The organism is Streptomyces sp. NPDC016845 (genome assembly GCF_044332585.1).
Taxonomy (GTDB): domain Bacteria; phylum Actinomycetota; class Actinomycetes; order Streptomycetales; family Streptomycetaceae; genus Streptomyces.
Genome location: NZ_JBIRPI010000029.1, coordinates 1 through 17,649, shown reverse-complemented (window position 1 = coordinate 17,649; position 17,649 = coordinate 1). Strand labels below are relative to the sequence as shown.

The following is a 17,649-nucleotide window of genomic DNA, read 5'->3' as shown; positions in this document are numbered from 1 at the left end:
CCCGCGATCGCACGAGGGCGGCATCTCGGCACATCACGAGCACCCATCCACGTACGCCACGCGCACGTGAATCAACATGAAATTCACGTAGTCATCCAGTCTCCGCGCTCGGGGACGCACCCCCGGCGTGCCGCCACGTATGGAACGTCCGCGATGCCTGCCGCCTTGCGCGGTGTACGCCCCGCAAGCGGCATCACGGTGGCTGCCTCCGCGCCCCGAACTGCTCCCTACCGCACCGCCTTCGCCGTGGCGGTGACCGCGCGCCATGGAAAGGACGAGCCTTGCCCAGTACCGCCTCACCCTTCACCGCCCTCGCGCACTCCCGTCGCTCCCCCCGCAAGTTCCTGCCCACCCCCCTGTCCCCCGCGGACATCCGCGGCGTGCTCGAAGACGCCCAGACGGCCCCCTCGAACAGCAACACCCAGCCGTGGGCCGTGCACATCGTCTCGGGTGTGGAGCGGGACGCGCTGGCCGAGGAGCTGCTCCAGGCCGATGAAGACGGGCGCACCTCCCCGGACTTCACCGCTGACTACGGCGAGGGCGTCCACCTCGAGCGGGCGCAGTCCCTGGCCGCGAGCTACTACGGAGGCCGGGGCATCGAGCGCTCGGACCGGGAAGGCAGGAGGGCGGCGGCCCGCGAGAACCTGGAGTTCTTCGGGGCTCCCCATGTGGCCTTCCTGTTCATGCCGACTCTGGGCGACGGGGTACGGACGGCCGGCGACATCGGTATGTACGCGCAGAACTTCCTGCTGTCGCTGGCCTCCCGGGGGCTCGCCGGCATCCCGCAGACCATGCTCGGTCTCTACGCCGACACCGTCCGCGCGTTCCTGGACGTTCCCGACGATCTCAAGCTGCTGTTCGGCATCTCCTTCGGCACGGCTGATCCGACAGGACCGGTGAACGCCTTCGGCGAGACACGCATCCCCCTCCAGCGAAGCGTGGTCCTGCACGGCACCCCCGGCGTCCTCGACGGGCAGTAACCGCACCCGCCTGACGGAGACCGCCCGGCTCCGGGGCCGGGCCGCCACCCGGTCGGCCCGGCCCTTCCACGCCCCCAACGCCCCCAACGTTTACGAGGTGTTGCGCCGACGCCTTGGTGCTCGCCGTTGCGAACAAGCGGTACGCACGACACGGCGAGGCCCCGCGCTCGTCCGCCGTTCCGGCCACCTGCCGACAGCCCGCCACGGCAGAATGACGCCAACCCCCGAGCCTGTCGGAGTCCGCCGAGCACGGCTACGGGACGCCTGACGGCCGTTTTGACGGTCGGACGGGCTGCGCTCGGACCGGACGGCAACTCCCTCTGCGCTCATCACCGGCCCGCCACCGGTCCCGTACCGGCAACCGAACCCCGGTCCGGCAGGGACGGAAAGGGCGCGGCACCACGAGATGACCCCGGCAAGCCGCCACAGCAAGGCGGCTCCCGTCGGCGCCGGGATCACAGCCGGCGCCACCCGACATGCTGGAGTACGCCCGCAGCCGTGGATGGTCGCAGGCGGAAACTGTCCGGGCTCACATCGTGTGCAACACCACCACGGGCCTGACCCGACCGAAGCACCAAGGCCGAACGGGCCGGTCACGCAGGTCGGCGCCGCACCCGGCCCCGGCACCTCAGCTGCGTCCCGCCGCCTTGACGGTGCAGGTGTCGGTCCCGGCCGGACACCAGTGCGTGCTGCCGCCCACGAGGTGCAGTTCGAGATCCGCCTCGCGCATGCCGTTCGCGTCCAGGGCGGCGCGCAGTGCGGTGGGAACAGGCTGCGGGGGCAGTCCGAGGACGCCGATGACGACGATGCCGTTGCGCGCCTCCACCGAGGCGATCTGCCAGTTGCCGTCGGCGGCCCACCGCTCGGCGACCGGGCGGGCGTCGGCGGCCAGCACGCGGTCCTGGGTGATGGAGATGGTGCCGGTGGTCAGCGGCACCGCGATCAGCAGCACCAGCGCAGCGACCACGACCAGGGTGCGCCCGTGGAACTGCCCCACCCTCAGGCCGGCCTCCTGGGCCGCGCCGCGGACTTGGTAGAGCAGGAAGACGAGTGTTCCGGTCGCCACGATGGCGGCCACGTTGGTGGCGAACAACAGCGCCGACTCGCCGGCGTCGTGGTAGCGGCCGACCGTCAGGAGCAACCCCGTAACGGAGAGCGGCGGTACGAGCGAGATGGCGATGGCGACGCCCGGCAGGGTGTCGGAGATGTCGGCCCGGATGAGGGCGAAGGCACCGACCGTCCCTGTCGCGAGCGCGGCGAGCAGGTCGATGAGGCGGGGGCTGATCCGCGCGGACACCTGGCTGTTGGAGGCGAATTCGTCCGGCGGGGCGGCGATCCAGCCCAGCAGCATGCCGATGCCGATGACGGCGAGCGCCCCGCCGAGGACCAGCCAGGCGCACCGCACCACCTGCGAGCGGTCAGCCAGCACCAGCGCGAGCGCGCTGCCCAGGATGGGCGTCATGAGCGGGGCGACGATCATGGCGCCGATGACGGTCGCGGTCGAGTCGCCCACCACACCGGCGCTCGCGATGACCGCGGCCAGCACCAGCAGCGCCCAGAAACGCGTCGAGCTCGGGCTTCGCGCCGGACGCTCGATGAACAGGGTGTCGGTCATCCGCTGGACCGTGCGGGCGTCGACAGACGCCATGGTGACCCCCTTCGCATGCGGCGTCGGCCATCACCTCCCCCGTCGGGCAGCAAGTCCTCTGCCACTGTTACGGCTGACAGATCGTAAACCGCGCACCCGGCCAATCGGCAGTACGGCGCGACGGGAGCGAAGCAGCGCGGCCCGTTGCTGGTGGCCGCGCGGGCAGCCCCGCACCCGAGGTCCCCGGTCACCGTCCGTGCCGGGCCCCGATCGCCACGCGGTACCTGCCGCCGGTCTCCAGCTCCGGTTCAGGCGGGTACGGAGGTGCCGAGCATCGCGGAAGCTCGCTGCACCGGGCTGACCGTGTCCGCGGGAGCGGCCTCGGGCGGGGTGCGGCAGGTGAAGCCGAGTTCGGCCATGGCGCGCATGACCAGTTCCAGTACGCCGCCCTTGGTGAGATCGAACGGGAGGCGGGCGATGACACCGCGCATGTGACCTCACAGGGAGAAGGGGAGAACGGCCGTGGCGTGGGCCGGGTCAGTGGGAGAGGGCGAGGACGCCCAGGGCGCCGCCCTGTTCGCCGACCACCGGCAGAGCGGCGATCCGCAGGCGGCGCATTGTTCGGCGGGTTTCGGCCGCACCGCTGGTGGGCGAGGCGAACGATCCGTGGCCGTCGAGAATCTCACGCGGGCGGACATGGTCCGTGTAGGCGGCGCGGTCCTGGGCTGCGGCGAGTTGGGCCCGCGTGAACAGGCCGGTGCACTGGCCGTCCTGGTCGCAGATGATTGGCCGCTGTGTCCGGGCGGCACTCATCACGGCCAGCGCCACCTCGACGCTCATGTCGTCACAGACCTGGGGACCGGCCGCGTCCATGACCCCGGTCACCGGCCGGTGCGCGGGGTCGGTGCCCACCGGGCGGGGCTGCATCTGGACCAGTGTCAAAAGGTGCCTGCTGTGCGGGTGATCGGCGTTTTGAGCATGACCGTTCCAGGCTGCCGCGCCGAAGCGGGACGTGCTCACCGACGCGCGCCGGGCTGCCGGAGCACGCGCCCAGAGGAAGGCGTCACCGGACAGGTCCGGTCCGGGTTCCCTGCGGTCCAGGCGGTACAGCGCCAAGGACAACTGCTCGGCAAAGCCGGTGACCACGGGCAGCGGGGACCGAGCCAGGTGCTCGGTCAGCGCTGCTGCCAGTTGTTCGGAGTCGGGGTCCGACCCCGCGGGCCTGCAGTCCTCGATGAGTTGCCAGAAGGCGTCTTCGTTCATGTCGGCGAGGATGACGCAAGGGTCCGGCACTCCGCCTTCGAGGTCATCTGTCGAGGTCCTGCCGGAGGTGCGTGGCGGTGTGGGAGCCGGTGGTCTTCAGGAGATCGGCCGGGGTTCCTTCGAAGAGGATCCGTCCGCCGCGGCTGCCGCCTTCGGGGCCGAGGTCGATGATCCAGTCGGCGCTCTTGACCACGTCGAGGTTGTGCTCGATGACGATGACGGTGTTGCCCTGGTCGACGAGGCGCTCGATGATGCCGAGGAGGCGGTGGACGTCCGACATGTGCAGACCCGTGGTGGGTTCGTCCATGACGTAGACGCTTCCGACGCGGTGCAGGTCGGCCGCAAGCTTGAGCCGCTGGCACTCGCCGCCGGACAGGGTGCTGAGCGGCTGGCCGAGCCGCAGGTAGTCCAGGCCGACCTCGTTCAGGGCGTGCAGGACGGGGCGGAGCTTGGGCTCCGTAAAAAAGTCCGCTGCCTCGGCCGTCGTCATCTCCAGTACGTCGCTGATGGACCTGGAGCGCAGACGGTGGCCGAGGACGTCCTCGGAGAAGCGGCGGCCTCGGCACACCTCGCACACGGATTTCAGCGTGTCCATGAACGCGAGGTCGGTGTAGAGGACGCCGAGCCCCTGGCAGTTGGGGCAGGCGCCCTTGGAGTTGGCGCTGAACAGGGAGGCGCTGACGTTGTTGGCGTTGGCGAACAGCTTGCGGATCGGGTCCATCAGGCCGGTGTAGGTGGCGGTGTTGGAGCGCCGGCTGGTGGTCACCGCCGACTGGTCGATGACGACCGCGTCGGGGTGCTGGCGGAGGAACTCGTCGTTGACCAGCGTGCTCTTGCCCGATCCGGCCACGCCGGTGACGACCGTCAGGACGCCGGTGGGGAAGCCGACCGTCACGTTCTTGAGGTTGTGGCTCGTCGCGGCGGTGACGGTGAGCGTCCCGGTGGCGCGCCGGAGTGCGGTCTTGAGAGGCAGTCGGTGCTTGAGGTGGCGCCCGGTGAGGGTGTCGGCCCGGGTGAGTGCGTCGTAGCTGCCCTCGAAGACCACTTCGCCGCCGAGCGTCCCGGCTTTCGGGCCCATGTCGACCACATGGTCCGCGACGGCCATGACGTCGGGGTCGTGCTCGACCACGAGCACCGTGTTGCCCTTGTCCCGCAACGCGATGAGGAGTTCCTTGAGCCGGTGCACGTCCCGGGGGTGCAGGCCGATGCTCGGCTCGTCGAACACGTACAGCATCTCGGTGAGGCTGCTGGACAGATGCCGGACCATCTTGATCCGCTGGGACTCGCCGCCCGAGAGCGTGCGGGTCTCCCGGTCAGGGCTCAGGTAGCCGAGTCCGATGTCGACCAGGTGGTGCAGACGGATGGCCAGCTCGTCCAGGACCGGTTTCACGGGCCGCAGGTCCAGCCCGGCCAGGACGTGCACGAGGTGCTGGGCCTCCATCGCGGTGAGGTCCGCGATGTGGTGGCCGCCGACCCGGGTGGCCAGCGCGGCGGGCGCGAGGCGGGTGCCGTCGCAGTCGGGGCAGGAGTCGGTGCGGGCGAACCGCTGGAACACCAGGCGGCCGCGCTCGGACATGTCCTCCTTCTTGATGTAGAGCCGGGTGAACTTGTCGACGAGGCCTTCGTAGCGGACGTTGAGGATGTTGCCCTGCCAGTCGAGGCGGAGCTTGTCCGGCAGTTCGCCGTGGAGCAGCAGCTGCCATTCCCGCTCGGTGAAGCCGGCCAGCGGCTTGTCGTTGTCGAACAGGCCGGACTCGACATAGCTCAGCCAGTACCAGGTGTCGGTGGAGAAGTCGGGGTGCAGCAGCGCGCCCTGGTTCAGGGACCTGGTGCGGTCGAGGAACGTGTCCAGGTCGAGCCGGACGATCGTGCCGAGGCCCTCGCAGGTCGGGCACATGCCCAGGGGGTCGTTGAAGGAGAACGCGCTCGGGGGCAGGCCCGCGGGATCGCCGGCCCGGGAGAACAGCAGACGCAGCAGGGGGTTGATGTCGGTGACCGTGCCGACGGTGGAGCGCGGGTTGCCGCCCAGGCGTCTCTGGTCGATGACGACGGCCGTGGAGATGTTCTCGACGGCGTCCATGTCCGGCCGCCCGTGGTCGGGCAGGAAGGACCGGACGAACGCGCTGAAGGTTTCGTTGAGCTGCCGCTGGGCCTCGGCCGCGAGGGTGTCGAACACCAGGGACGACTTGCCCGAGCCGGAGACACCGGTGAAGACGGTCAGTTGCTGTCTCGGGATCTGCAGCGAGACGTTCTTGAGGTTGTTCTCCCTGGCACCGGTCACCTTGATGGCGTCGGTCCTCACGTGTGCTCCTTGGTGGTACGGGGTCGTACGAGGTGGTGCGAGGTGGTGCGGGTGGGCTCCCCCTCCGGGGGATGTAAGGGGGAGCCCGGTCTCGGTCGGCCTGAGGGCGGTGCCGTCAGGCGTTCTCCTTGCGGAAGGTCCGCGTGCCCCACATCAGGGCGAGGACGGCCATGACCAGCAGCACGAGGGAGCCGGTCAGCAGCCCCGTGGCGCTCATGTCTCCCCGGAACGCCGCGCGTTCGGCGTCGACCACATGGGTCAGGGGGTTGATCCGGGCCAGGTTGTAGAGCCAGCCGGGTGCGAGTTGCTCGGAGACCGGCAGCAGCACCCCGGACAGCAGCAGGAGCGGCAGGAGCACGGCGTTCATCAGCGCCGGGAACGCCGCCTCGCTCTTGAGGAGCAGTGCCAGTGCGTACGATCCCGAGGACAGCGTGACGGCCAGCACCGCGGCGATCACCAGACTGAGCAGCAACCCGGTCGGTGAGGCGTCGAGGTCGAAGACGAGCAGCGTCACCAGCACGATCAGTACGGATTGCGCGGTGGCCTGCACGGCCTGGGCCAGGACCTTGCCGAACAGCAGGGCGGCCCTGCTCGCGGGCGTGCCGCGGAAGCGGTCGACGACGCCGACCCGGTACTCGGTGAGCAGCCCCACCCCGGCGAAGGAGCCGCTGAACAGTGCCGTCTGGACGATGAGTGCCGGGGTGAGGACCTCCCAGGCGCCGCCGGGCGGGAACCCGGGGGTGTGGTCGACCACGGACACCATGAGGGGTCCGAAGAGGAACAGGTACAGGAGCGGCTGCATGATTCCGATGAGCAGCCAGGTCGGGCTGCGCAGCGCGAGCTTCATGTCCCGCGCGAAGATCAGTTGGGTGTCACGCAGCATGGGCGGCCTCCTGGGCCCGGGGCGCGGGGTCGCCGTCCCGCAAGGAGCGTCCGGTCAGGCTGAGGAACACGTCGTCGAGGGTGGGCCGGTTGACCTTGACCGAGGCCAGGGTGATCCCCCGGCCGTCGAGGGCGCGCAGCAGTTCCGGCAGGGCGGCGTCGCCGCGGGGCACCCGGAAGCGCACCGTGTCGCCGTCGACGCTCACCTCGGTCGCGCCGGTCAGCCGCCCGGCGACGTCGGCCGCCTCCGCGACCTGGTCGGTCACCTCGACGGTGACCGCGTCGCCGGCGACCCGGGCCTTGAGCGCGTCGGGGGTTCCCTCGGCGACGATCGTGCCGTGGTCGGTGACGAGGATCCGGTCGCACAGCGCGTCGGCCTCGTCGAGGTAGTGCGTGGTGAGGAAGACGGTCGTGCCCTGCTCGGAGCGCAGGCGGCGGACGTGGTCCCAGAGGTTGGCCCGGCTCTGCGGATCGAGTCCCGTGGTGGGCTCGTCGAGGAACACGAGCGTCGGTTCGTGGACCAGCCCGAGAGCGATGTCGAGCCGGCGGCGCTGACCGCCGGAAAGCGACTTGGTGGGGCGCTGGTCCAGGCCGGCGAGGTCGAGCCGCTCGGCGAGCAGGGCGCCGCGCCGTTTGGCCTCGGACCGGGAGAGGCCGTAAAGCCGGGCCTGGAGCTCGATCTCCTCGGCGACTCTGGACTCGGGCCAGGTGGCGCCGCCCTGGTGGACGCAGCCGATTTTGCGCCGGACGCCCTGGGGGTCGGTCAGCAGGTCGCAGCCGGCCACGGTGCCGGTTCCGCCAGTGGGGCGCAGCAGGGTCGTGAGCATCCGTAAGGTCGTGGTCTTGCCCGCTCCGTTGGGGCCGAGGAAGCCGACCACCTCCCCGGGCGCCACGTCGAAGTCGATCCCTTTGACCGCTTCGACGCTTTGGCCGCGCACGGTGAACCTGCGGGCGAGACCTCGTACTGTGATCATGGAATCCTTCTCCCGGCCCGGCGGGTCTGCCTCTCGGCCCGGCGGATCCGTCTCCCGACCGGGCAGTCGTCCGGCCGACTCGCGGCGCCCGGCCGGGATGCCGATGTCGGCGCGCGGCTCGTCAGGACTGGCCATCGGACGCCGCCTGGTACTCGGCGAGGCGCTCCTGCGCCTCGGCCATGTCGTCGGCGGTCGGGGCGTCGTCCTGAGTGAGTTTGACGCGCCAGTAGCCGCTGAAGTCGATCGCTCGCTTGTCGAGCCCCCTGTCGTTGACCAGGTGGCGCCGCAGCGTCCGGACGGTGCCTGCCTCTCCGGCCAGCCAGGCGAAGGGGCTCCCGGACGGGAACTCGGCGCCGCGGACAGCGTCGATCAGGGCTTCGCTGCGGCCCGCCTGTGTTCCGTCGCGGTGCAGCCAGTGCAGTGCCACGTCTCCCGCCGTACGGAAGGTCTGCTGCTCGGCGCGGTCGGCGACCTCGATGTAGACCTGGGCGCGGGCCCCCTCGGGCAGGCGCTCCAGCAGGGTGCCGATGGCGGGCAGTGCCGTCTCGTCGCCTGCGAGCAGCAGCCAGTCGGCTGAGGCGATCGTGTCCGTCAGGGAGACCGGTCCGGCGTAGAGCGCGGAGGGGCCGACCATGCCGAGCCGGTCGCCGGGGCGGGCGGAGTCGGCCCAGGCGCCGGCCGGGCCGCTGTCGCCGTGCAGGACGAAGTCGACGTCGACGGTGTTCGTGCCGGGCACGCGACGGCGGAGGGTGAAGCTGCGCATCCAGGGCCGCTCGTCCTCGGGAATGGCCAGAAATGCCTGGTACCAGCCCGTCGCGTCGTCGCTCTGCTCGGGCAGGACGGGCGTCTTCTGGCCGGGCCGGGGGAAGCAGAGCTTGAGCTGCTGGTCCGGGGTCAGGCCGACGGAGTCGTCGAGGTGGTCCGCCTCGAACGTCACGCGGGCCATCCGCGGTGTGATGCGTGTGACGTCGGTGACCTGGATGAACGTGACGGGGAGCTCTGCCATCGAAAACCTTCCACAACGTACGGGCATACCAGTGCGGTTGAACGCGCAGCTGATATCCTTACAGCGTAAAGAGATGCGCCGGTGAGGTTACTTTAGGCTGTAAGGAGTTGCAAGGTGGTTGTTTTCGCCGGACAGGGTGATGCCCGCCGGTCCATGTCCCTGCTCTGGCGATCGGCCGCTTCCGCCGGGGCCGCCCTCAAACCCGGTCCCAAACCTGGACTCGACGTGGACACGATCGTGGCCGCGGGTGTCGCGGTGGCGGACGAGCAGGGCATGGCGGCCCTGTCCATGCGGGCGGTCGGAACCCGGCTCGGGCGAACCGCCATGGCGCTCTACACGTATGTGCCGAGCAAGAGCGAGCTGGTCGACCTCATGCACGACCGGGTGCTGGCCGAACTGCCCACGGAGTACGACACGAGCGCGGGATGGCGCCCGGCGATCACCGCCTGGGCCGACGACGCCTGGGCGTTCTATCTACGCCACCCCTGGGTGCTCCAGGTCTCGCAGGCTCGGCCCGTACTCGGTCCGAACGAGTACGCGCGGCTGGAGACGGTGGTGCGGATCCTGGGTGTTATCGGCCTGGAACCTTTGCGCGTCAGACGGGTCATCGCGGTGTTGTTCCAGTTCGTGAGGGGTACGGCCCTGGTCGCGACGGAGCACAGGCAGGCGGCGCCGGAGACCGGGGTGCCCGACGAGGAGTGGTGGGCGCAGCGGTCCGCGCTGATGGCGGAGTTCGCGCCGGACTTCACCGAACGCTTCCCCGCCCTCGCGGCCCTGGAGTCGACCGCGAGCCTCACCGCCATGGCCGAGGCGGAGGCGGGCGGCGCCGCGTCGCACATGGAGCAGGAGGCGAGGGAGGCGTTCCGGGTGGGCCTGGACCTGATCCTCGACGGCATCGAGGCGGCGGTGCGGACGGACTCCGACGGCACGCGCCACGCCTCGGCCGGCGCCCCCTGACGGCGTCGTGCGGGTCCGGGCGGGCCCGCACGACCCGGCGCGTGCCACACCCCTGAAGCGGTCCACGTCGAAGCCGGTCGCGCTCCCGAAGCGGTCCGAGCCAAAGCCGATCGCACCCCGAAGCGGTCCGTGTCGAAGCCGATCGCACCCCAATCGGCCATCTGCGGCCGGAAGTATTCGTTGACGGTATCCCGAACGGTGCTTACCGTTTTTTGAGTTTGCGCCCTTGATGACTGAAGGGCGCGCTGAATGGTACGAGATGCATCATGCCCCGATTTCAGGAGAAAGCCGGTGCAGCACATCGCCAAGTACGACCGGAGTGACCGTCAATTACCAGTCGGCCGCCGCGCGGCCGAGGCCGCCCGCCCGCGCAGGCCGGGCGAGCAGGAACGAATCTTCACCACCCGGGTCGGCCTCAAGATACCGACCGGCCTCACGTACGACCGCTGGGAGAAGGCCGGGCAGCACATCTTCCAGATCGCCGACTCCTCCGCCTGGTGTCTGGGCGACTGGCTCGTATGGGGCCAGGACCGCTACGCCGACCGCTACCAGACCGGAGTGCAGGCCGCGGGGCTCGACTACCAGACGCTGCGCAACTACGCGTGGGTGGCACGCCACTTCGAACTCCGGCGTCGGCGCGAGACGCTGAGCTTTGGCCACCACGCCGAGGTCGCGTCCCTGCCTCAGGCCGAGGCCGACACCTGGCTCGACCAAGCGGAGCAGCACGGCTGGTCACGGAATCAACTCCGACTGCGGCTGCGGGAGAGCCGCGGAGGAGACCGGCCGACCAGGCCCGCACTGGCCGGCCAGCTCCGGATCAGCGCCGCCGGTGACCGCGTCCAGCGCTGGCGCGAGGCCGCGTCGCGGGGAGACCGGGACCTGGAGGAGTGGGTCCTGCTGACGCTCGACCGTGCCACCGCGCACGAGCTCGGTCATTGACGGCACCTGCCTGACGACACAACGCCCGCCACCCCCCAGAGCCGAGGGCTCCACGGTGCAGACCGTGGAGCCCTCGGTGCTGCGGTCGGAGCGCGCCCGGCTCCGGTACTGGACGAGGAGTCACTTGACCGCGCTGATCACGCCGTGCGGCGTCCACCGGCCCCCGGGCAGCCGCTCGGGCTTCACGAACCCGGCCGCGGCGAACCACTCCTCGTACTGGCCCCACCGGTAGATCGTGCTGCTGGCGGCCGGCAGCGTCGCGAAGTACAGGTTGTCCAGGGCCGCGTACAGCGGGCCGTCCCCGCTGTCGTCGGACATGGCGTTGAACACCAGCACCCGCCCGCCCTCCGGGAGCGCCGCGTACGCCTTGCGCAGCAGGCGTGTGTTCTCCTGCGGCGACCAGATCACGAGCTGGTTGGCGAAGAGTACGCAGTCGGGGCCCGTCGGGTAGGTGTCGGCGAAGATGTCCGCGGCGCGCACGGAGATCCGGTCGGACAGACCGTGCTCGGCGATCTTCTTGCGGGCGATCTCCACCGTGCCGGGCAGGTCGAGGACGGTGAACTCCACGCCGGGGTTGGCCTGCGCGAGAGCGATGGCGTTGACGCCGTCGCCGCCGCCCACGTCGAGCACGTGCCGCACCCCGGTGAGGTCGGCCTTCTCGACCAGCACGGGGTTGGACAGCCTGGACCAGGACCGCATGCAGCGGTAGAACAGCTGCTCGAGTTCGGGGTCGGCGGAGAGCCGGTGGTAGAGGTCCTCCCCCGTGCCCTTGATCCGTCGCAGACCGACGTTGGTGTTCTCGCGCAGCGAGGCGATGAAGTCGACCTCGGCGGGCCGGACGATCCGCTCCTCGTACTCGACGAGATCCTCGATGATCTCCCAGGTGCCCTCCTCGAAGCGGGCGTTCAGGACCTCGGCGTTCTCGTAGCCCTCGCCCTGGCGCGCTGTCAGTCCGAGGGCGGTGGTGCCGAGCAGCAGGATCTGCACCGGCCGCTCCTCCAGGCCGAGTTCCCGGCCGATCTCCGGCGAGGTCAGGCCCGGTCGCCGGTGCAGCAGGGTGAACAGGCCCAGTTCGCTGCCCGCGCGGAGCATCTGGAAGGCCGAGGAGCCGAACAGGATCTGTACCAGTCCGTCTGTGGTGAGCGGGGACGCGTGAGCCATGAGCACTCCGAATCGGCTGAGGTGGAGAGGGCGGGGAGAGGGTGGTGTGCGGGGCGGCGGAGGTCAGGTCACCCGGGCGAGGCCGACGGGCCGGGAGGCGTGGGCGCCCCCGGCCACGAGGTCGCGGACCCGGGCCAACGCGTCCCAGACGTCGGTGAACCGGGTGACCAGGGGCGACAGGCCGATACGCAGCCGGTCCGGGACCCGGTAGTCGCAGACGACCTTCGCGTCCGCGGCCAGCGCCTGGCAGATCCGCCAGGCGTCGGGGTGGTACAGCGACAGATGGGAGCCGCGCCGCTCCGGCGGCCGGGGCGAGGCAGGCCGGAAGTCCAGCGGCGTGAGCCAGGCGTCCGCCAGATCGTCGGCCAGTCGGCCCAGCCGCAGCCCTTTGGCCCGGATCCGTGCCAGGCCGGCCTCCTCGACCAGGGCGAGGGCGGGGTCGATCGCCGCCAGCGACACCAGCGGCGGGGTGCTCACCAGGAACCGCTCGATGCCCGGCACCGGGTCGTAGTCGGGCCCCATCTCGAACTGCCCGCGCTGCCCGTACCAGCCCCACACCGGCTGCCGCAGCAGGGACTGGAGGTCGCGCCGCACATAGAGGAAGGCGGGTGAACCCGGGCCGCCGTTGAGGTACTTGTAGGTGCAGCCGACGGCGAGTTGCGCACCGGTGCCGGCCAGGTCGACGGGGACGGCTCCGGCGGCGTGCGACACGTCCCACACCACCCGCGCGCCGACCGCGTCGGCCAGCTCGTTCACCCGCGCCATGTCCACGAGCGCGCCGCTTCTGTAGGACACCAGGGACAGCACGACCAGCGCGACGTCACCGTTGAGTGCCGAGCGCAGCGCGTCGAGGTCGAGGCCGCCGTCGAGTTCGGACGCCAGCCGTACCAGCCGGAGAGCGCGCTGTTGGGCCAGGCCCTGGACGATGTACCGGTTGGTGGGGAAGTCCTCGGCGTCCATCACGACGGTGCCGCGCCCCGGTGCCGCGTCCAGGGCGGCGGCGGCCAGCTTGTAGAGGTTGACCGACGTGGAGTCGGAGATCACCACCTCGCCGGGGGCGGCGCCGAGCACGTGCTCGGCGAGGCGGTCGCCGAGCCGGGCGCCCCAGTCGATCCAGTCCTGCCACGACCGCACCAGTCCCCGGCCCCAGCCCTCCTCGACCACCTCCCGCAGCACCTCGGGGGTGGCGGCGGGCAGCGGGCCCAGCGAGTTGCCGTCCAGGTAGATCAGCTCCGGATCGGCGATGACGAACCGCTCGCGGAACACGGCGAGCGGATCGGCCGCGTCCAGTTCCTCGGCCACCGTGCGCGGGAACCCGCTCATCATCGGCCCTCCTTCTGTGTCGTGACGTCCGTGTCGTGCATGACGTGCATGACGTGCATGACGTGCATGACGTGCATGACGTGCGTGTCCGCGCGTCCCCGCCCTCTAAGGGGAGGCCGCGGGCGTCCGGTCAGAGCGTGGAGCGCACCGACCACAGTTCCGGGAAGAAGCGGTGCTCACTGATCCGGGCGAGCCAGGCCACGCCATCGGTGCCGCCAGTCCCGGGCTTGGCCCCGAGCATCCGCTGCACGGTCACCAGGTGGGTGTAGCGCCAGCGTGCGAACTGGTCGGCGGTGTCCATCAGCGCCTCGGCGAGCAGATGCAGGTCACGATGGTGGACAGGGTCCCGGTAGACCGACCGCCAGGCCTCCTCGACCTCCGCGCCGCTACGACAGGGCCGGGTGGCGTCCGCGTCCGTGGAGTCGTCCGCCGTGAGCAGCCCGCGGCGCGCCAGCAGCGCGAGCGCGGCGTCGTACAGGCTCGGCTCGTGCAGCTGGCCGGCCACCGCTTCGTAGCCCGCCGTGTTCCGGTGCGGCGCGACCATCGCGGGATTCTTGTTGCCCAGCAGGAACTCCAGGCGCCGGTAGCCGGCCGACTGGAAGCCGGAGGCCGATCCCAGGACGTCCCGGAACTCGGCGAACTCCACCGGGGACAGCACGGAGAACGTCTCCCACGAGACCAGCAGCACCTGCTGCACCCGCGCGGCGCGGCGCAACGTCCACAGCGCGTCGTCGAGCAGGTCGTCCCCCAACTGGTCGCGCGCGGTGCTGAACTCGATGTGCAGGAGTTTGAACAGCAGCTCCTTGACCTGGCTCATGATGATGAACCCCGGCTCGGCAGAGGCCGGACTGAGCGGGTGCTGCAACGCCAGCAGCTCGTCCATCCGCGCGTAGTGGGCGTACGGGGTGGTGTCCGTCGGGGTGGTGTCCGGCGGGGTTCCGGCGGACAGCGGGCACACAGGGCTCCGGGTGGTCTCTTCGGTGGTCATGCGGTCGTTCCTTCCAGTCCCATCTGCGCCAGGACCGCGTCGCCGAGACCGGTGCCCGCCACGCCCAGGTCGTAAGGGAGGTCGAAGTGGTCGCGCCGGTCGGCGACGACCTCCGTCACCACGGCCCGGAGACGCAGCGCCGTCACCATCCGGTCGTGCTGGCGGACGTACTCCTCGGTCTCGTTCCCGCCGCGGGCGACCACCGTCCCGGGCAGCCGCGCGGGCAGCCGAAGGACCGGGCTGTTGCGGCGGGCCGCGGCCTCGTCGAGGCGCAGCGCGTCGTTCACATAGGACAGGCGGACCGGTTCCAGGTCGTACAAGCCGCTGAGCAGCACCGCGCCGGCGATCCGGCCGGACACGTCCGGGCCGCCCGACACATCGGGCAGCAGGGCCATGGCGGCGAGGTGCGCACCGGCCGAGGTGCCGCACAGATGGAGGCGGTCCGGGGCGAACCCGAGCCCGTCCGCGTGCGTCAGCAGCCAGTCGACGGCCCGGCGCACCATGCCAGCCATGGCGTCCAGGCCGACCTCCGGCGCCAGCCCGTACTCGATCACCGCGACCGCCGCGCCCGCGGCCAGCAACGGTGGCACAGGGAAGGCCGATTCGGCGCGGCCGAGTGCCTGCCAGTTCCCGCCGTGCACGAATACGAGGAGCGGCGCACGGCCGGCCCCTGACGCGGGGAAGTAGTCGAGCCTCTCCACCGGGTGCGGGCCGTAGGCGAGGGAGGCCCGCACCGGGTGGTCCCGGCGGGCGGCCTCGCTCAGCCGCTCGTACTCGCGCAGGTAGGCGTCCAGGCTCGGCACGCGGGAGCTCGGCGAGTACTGCCGGTCCAGCGTGGCCCGGTCCATGTTCCGGTACACGGCGCCCGCGGCCGGGGGTGCGTCGCGCATGCGCTCAGCTCCCCGGCGTGTGGGCGGCGCGGGCCCGCTCGTACACCTCGGTCAGCACGGGGTCGATGCCGTGCGACCCGGTGCGGTAGCGGGCTCCGAAACGGCTCGCGTACTCCTCGAACCACTCCCGCCGGCCGGCCAGGAACAGCACGTCGTGGATGGCCATCGACCGTACCGCCATCATCGGCACCGGGGCGTGGCTCACCTCGAACGCCGGGTTGCGTGCGGCCTTCTCCTCGCACCTCTCGTGGAACTGGGCGATCATCAGCCCCCGCCGCACGCTCTCCGGCTTCAGCGCGGTGTGCGCCGCGTCCAGCAGATGCAGATGCTCGGCCGGCAGGTCCGGCAGGACGAGCAGCAGCGAGCGCAGATTCGGGTTGCCGGACTTCCAGTCCACCTCGCTGAACTCGTCGAGGCCGCAGCGGACGATCTCGTCGAGGAGGGTCTGGCTCGGGGTGGGGCCGACCAGCCTGACACGGATCTCCAGCGCGCCGACACGCTGGGCGGGTTCGACGAACGGGCACACCGGGCCGGTGCGTCCGAGTTCGCCGTGCGGTCGGCGGATGTATTCGCTCAGCCATTCGTCCACGGCGGTCAGGGCCTTGGCCACGTCTATGGAGAGCACGTCGGTCAGCATCAGTGTCAGTCCTCGGATGTCGGTCCTCGCGGACAGCGGACGGCGGGTTCCTGGTGGGCGTCCCGCGAAGGTCACTCGTCGCCGGTGAGGTCGTGGAGCTTGGCCGAGAGGATGCGGCCGATCTCGGCCAGCGTGTCCGGGCGGGTCAACATCGACCCGTGGTCGCCGGGCACCACATGGGCTTCGACGGAGCCGCGCACGTAGGGCTGCCAGGCCTCGGCGGTCACCGGCGGGTCCTGCTCCTGCGAGCAGGCGATCAGCAGCAGGTCACCGTCGATCTGGCCGGGTCGGTAGTCGACGGTCAGGTGAGTGTTGTTCGCCGAGATCTCGGTGATCGTCGTGAGCCGGTCCTCCTCCAGGTTGGCCAGCACACTGCCCTGGCGGCGCAGGATCTCCCGCGCCTTGGCGAAGGTCAGCTCCTCGTCGTCGTGGTGGCTGCCGTCGTCGACGAGACCCACGTGGAAGAGAAGCATCACCCGGTCGTCCGGGGCGGGCACATCGGCATGGGTGAGTCCCTGCCAGTCGGGGATCACGTCGAGCACCGCGACCAGCGCCACCGGTTCACCGCGCCGCTGGAACTCCGTGGCCAGCGCGTGCGCGCACAGCCCACCGAACGACCAGCCGGCCAGGTGGTACGGCCCGTGCGGCTGCACCCTCTGGATCTGGTCGGCGTAGTCCACCGCCATCTCCTCGATGGTGGCGGGCCGGGGTTCCGGCCGGGCCAGACTGCGCGCCTGGACGCCGTACAGCGGATACTGCGGCCCCAGGTGCTTGATGAGCGCGCTGTAGGACCAGCTGATGCCCCCGCCCGGATGGACGCAGAACAGCGGCGGCCTGCTGCCTCCGGTGCGCAGCGGCAGCATCACCTCGTACGAGCCGTCCGCGTCGTCGATCTCGAGGCGGGCGGCGATGCCCGCGGGCGTCGGCGCCTCGAACAGGCTCCGGACGCCCAGCTCGACGCCGAAGGCCGCGCGCAGCCGGGCCATCAGCCGGGTGGCCAGCAGGGAGTGCCCGCCCAGGTCGAAGAAGTCCTCGCTCACACCGACCACCGGTTGGCCGAGGATCTCCGCGAACAGCTCGCACACCACCTGCTCCTGCGGAGTGGCCGGCGCCCGCCCGATGTCGGCGCGCTCCGGTTCGAGCGCCGGCAGCGCGGCGCGGTCGAGCTTGCCGTTGGAGGTGAGCGGCAGCCGGTCGAGCGGAACGACGGCGGCGGGGCGCATGTACTCGGGCAACCGACTGCGCAGGTGTTCCCGTACGGCCAGGAGCAGGGCACCGGTGCTGCGGCCGGTGGCCGGGCTGGTGGTCCAGGAGGAGAGCGGTGTGCCGGGGCCGGCCGCGCCCGTGGGCGCGTAGGCACCGACGGGCGCCCTCTCGCCGAGCAGTTCGCGCTTGACGTACGTGAGATCGAGGGTGGCCGGGTCGTGCCCGTTCCAGCTGATCGCCGTCCAGTAGCCGTACTTCTCGCCCAGGCGGTGCAAGTTCTCCGGATCGATACCGGCCGTGTCCCGGACGTCCGGTGCCGTCCCGGTTTCGAGCGCGCGTTGCGCGGCGAGGTCGGCCGCGATGCGCGCGTGGGGCACCCCGGTGACGCGCAGCCGGTCGGGCCGCGCGCTGCCCAGGTGATCGGCGAGGGCGGCCAGGTCACGGGTCCAGGGCCGGGTGGGGGCGTCGTCGAGGGCGTGGGTGGTGATGCCGGTCTTGTAGAGGGTGGCGTCGTAGCGGTAGCGGGTGAGTTCGTTGTGGGCGGTGCCGCGCT

At 71.0% G+C, this 17,649-nt stretch carries 16 protein-coding genes; 3 read left to right on the top strand and 13 right to left on the bottom strand.

Annotated elements, in window-relative coordinates; all coding sequences use genetic code 11:
* The first annotated feature begins 281 nt into the window (after window positions 1-281).
* Window positions 282-980 (top strand): nitroreductase, encoded by a 699-nt coding sequence (locus ACH4RC_RS37655; RefSeq protein WP_398208883.1) that lies wholly within the window; start codon window positions 282-284, stop codon window positions 978-980.
* Between the two features lie 628 nt (window positions 981-1,608).
* Here ACH4RC_RS37655 and ACH4RC_RS37650 read toward each other — a convergent pair.
* The 7 genes from ACH4RC_RS37650 to ACH4RC_RS37620 form a co-directional block, all read right to left on the bottom strand.
* On the bottom strand, window positions 1,609-2,628 hold the full coding sequence (locus tag ACH4RC_RS37650; protein ID WP_398208881.1) for a DUF389 domain-containing protein: 1,020 nt from the start codon (window positions 2,626-2,628) through the stop codon (window positions 1,609-1,611).
* Between the two features lie 248 nt (window positions 2,629-2,876).
* Window positions 2,877-3,059: a hypothetical protein gene (locus ACH4RC_RS37645; protein ID WP_398208879.1), complete on the bottom strand. Its 183-nt coding sequence runs from the start codon at window positions 3,057-3,059 to the stop codon at window positions 2,877-2,879.
* A gap of 46 nt (window positions 3,060-3,105) precedes the next feature.
* The gene (locus ACH4RC_RS37640) at window positions 3,106-3,831 is read right to left on the bottom strand and encodes a DUF4240 domain-containing protein (protein ID WP_398208877.1); all 726 of its coding nucleotides are present in this window, start codon (window positions 3,829-3,831) and stop codon (window positions 3,106-3,108) included.
* 43 nt (window positions 3,832-3,874) lie between these two features.
* On the bottom strand, window positions 3,875-6,133 hold the full coding sequence (locus ACH4RC_RS37635; protein WP_398208875.1) for an ATP-binding cassette domain-containing protein: 2,259 nt from the start codon (window positions 6,131-6,133) through the stop codon (window positions 3,875-3,877).
* Between the two features lie 115 nt (window positions 6,134-6,248).
* Window positions 6,249-7,016, bottom strand: a complete 768-nt coding sequence (locus tag ACH4RC_RS37630) for an ABC transporter permease (protein WP_398208873.1) — start codon at window positions 7,014-7,016, stop codon at window positions 6,249-6,251.
* Window positions 7,006-7,989 carry an ATP-binding cassette domain-containing protein gene (locus tag ACH4RC_RS37625; RefSeq protein WP_398208871.1) on the bottom strand — a complete coding sequence of 328 codons (984 nt, stop codon included), beginning with the start codon at window positions 7,987-7,989 and terminating at the stop codon, window positions 7,006-7,008. Before ACH4RC_RS37625 ends, ACH4RC_RS37630 begins: the two co-directional genes overlap by 11 nt.
* Window positions 7,990-8,110: 121 nt before the next feature.
* A complete protein-coding gene (locus tag ACH4RC_RS37620) occupies window positions 8,111-8,995 on the bottom strand; it encodes a siderophore-interacting protein (protein WP_398208870.1) in 885 nt (294 codons plus the stop codon).
* A 114-nt stretch (window positions 8,996-9,109) separates the two neighbouring features.
* On the opposite strand from ACH4RC_RS37620, the gene ACH4RC_RS37615 reads away from it, so the two are divergent.
* Window positions 9,110-9,952 (top strand): TetR/AcrR family transcriptional regulator, encoded by an 843-nt coding sequence (locus ACH4RC_RS37615; protein WP_398208869.1) that lies wholly within the window; start codon window positions 9,110-9,112, stop codon window positions 9,950-9,952.
* A 291-nt stretch (window positions 9,953-10,243) separates the two neighbouring features.
* Window positions 10,244-10,891, top strand: coding sequence for an LmbU family transcriptional regulator (locus ACH4RC_RS37610; protein WP_398208867.1), 648 nt, complete (start codon window positions 10,244-10,246; stop codon window positions 10,889-10,891).
* Between the two features lie 120 nt (window positions 10,892-11,011).
* Here ACH4RC_RS37610 and acmL read toward each other — a convergent pair whose 3' ends face one another.
* From acmL to ACH4RC_RS37580, 6 genes are all read right to left on the bottom strand, one after another.
* Entirely contained in the window at window positions 11,012-12,052 is a 1,041-nt protein-coding gene (gene acmL / locus ACH4RC_RS37605; RefSeq protein ID WP_398208866.1) for a 3-hydroxy-D-kynurenine methyltransferase AcmL, read from the bottom strand.
* A 63-nt stretch (window positions 12,053-12,115) separates the two neighbouring features.
* Window positions 12,116-13,378 carry a kynureninase gene (locus ACH4RC_RS37600; protein WP_398208864.1) on the bottom strand — a complete coding sequence of 421 codons (1,263 nt, stop codon included), beginning with the start codon at window positions 13,376-13,378 and terminating at the stop codon, window positions 12,116-12,118.
* 127 nt (window positions 13,379-13,505) lie between these two features.
* Entirely contained in the window at window positions 13,506-14,363 is an 858-nt protein-coding gene (locus ACH4RC_RS37595; RefSeq protein WP_398208862.1) for a tryptophan 2,3-dioxygenase, read from the bottom strand.
* Entirely contained in the window at window positions 14,360-15,253 is an 894-nt protein-coding gene (locus ACH4RC_RS37590; protein WP_398208861.1) for an alpha/beta hydrolase, read from the bottom strand. The genes ACH4RC_RS37595 and ACH4RC_RS37590 overlap by 4 nt, the downstream gene beginning before the upstream one ends.
* 4 nt (window positions 15,254-15,257) lie before the next feature.
* Window positions 15,258-15,890 (bottom strand): DUF6875 domain-containing protein, encoded by a 633-nt coding sequence (locus ACH4RC_RS37585; RefSeq protein WP_398208859.1) that lies wholly within the window; start codon window positions 15,888-15,890, stop codon window positions 15,258-15,260.
* A 71-nt stretch (window positions 15,891-15,961) separates the two neighbouring features.
* Window positions 15,962-17,649: alpha/beta fold hydrolase (locus tag ACH4RC_RS37580; RefSeq protein WP_398208857.1), on the bottom strand; the 1,688-nt coding region annotated here is incomplete at its 5' end.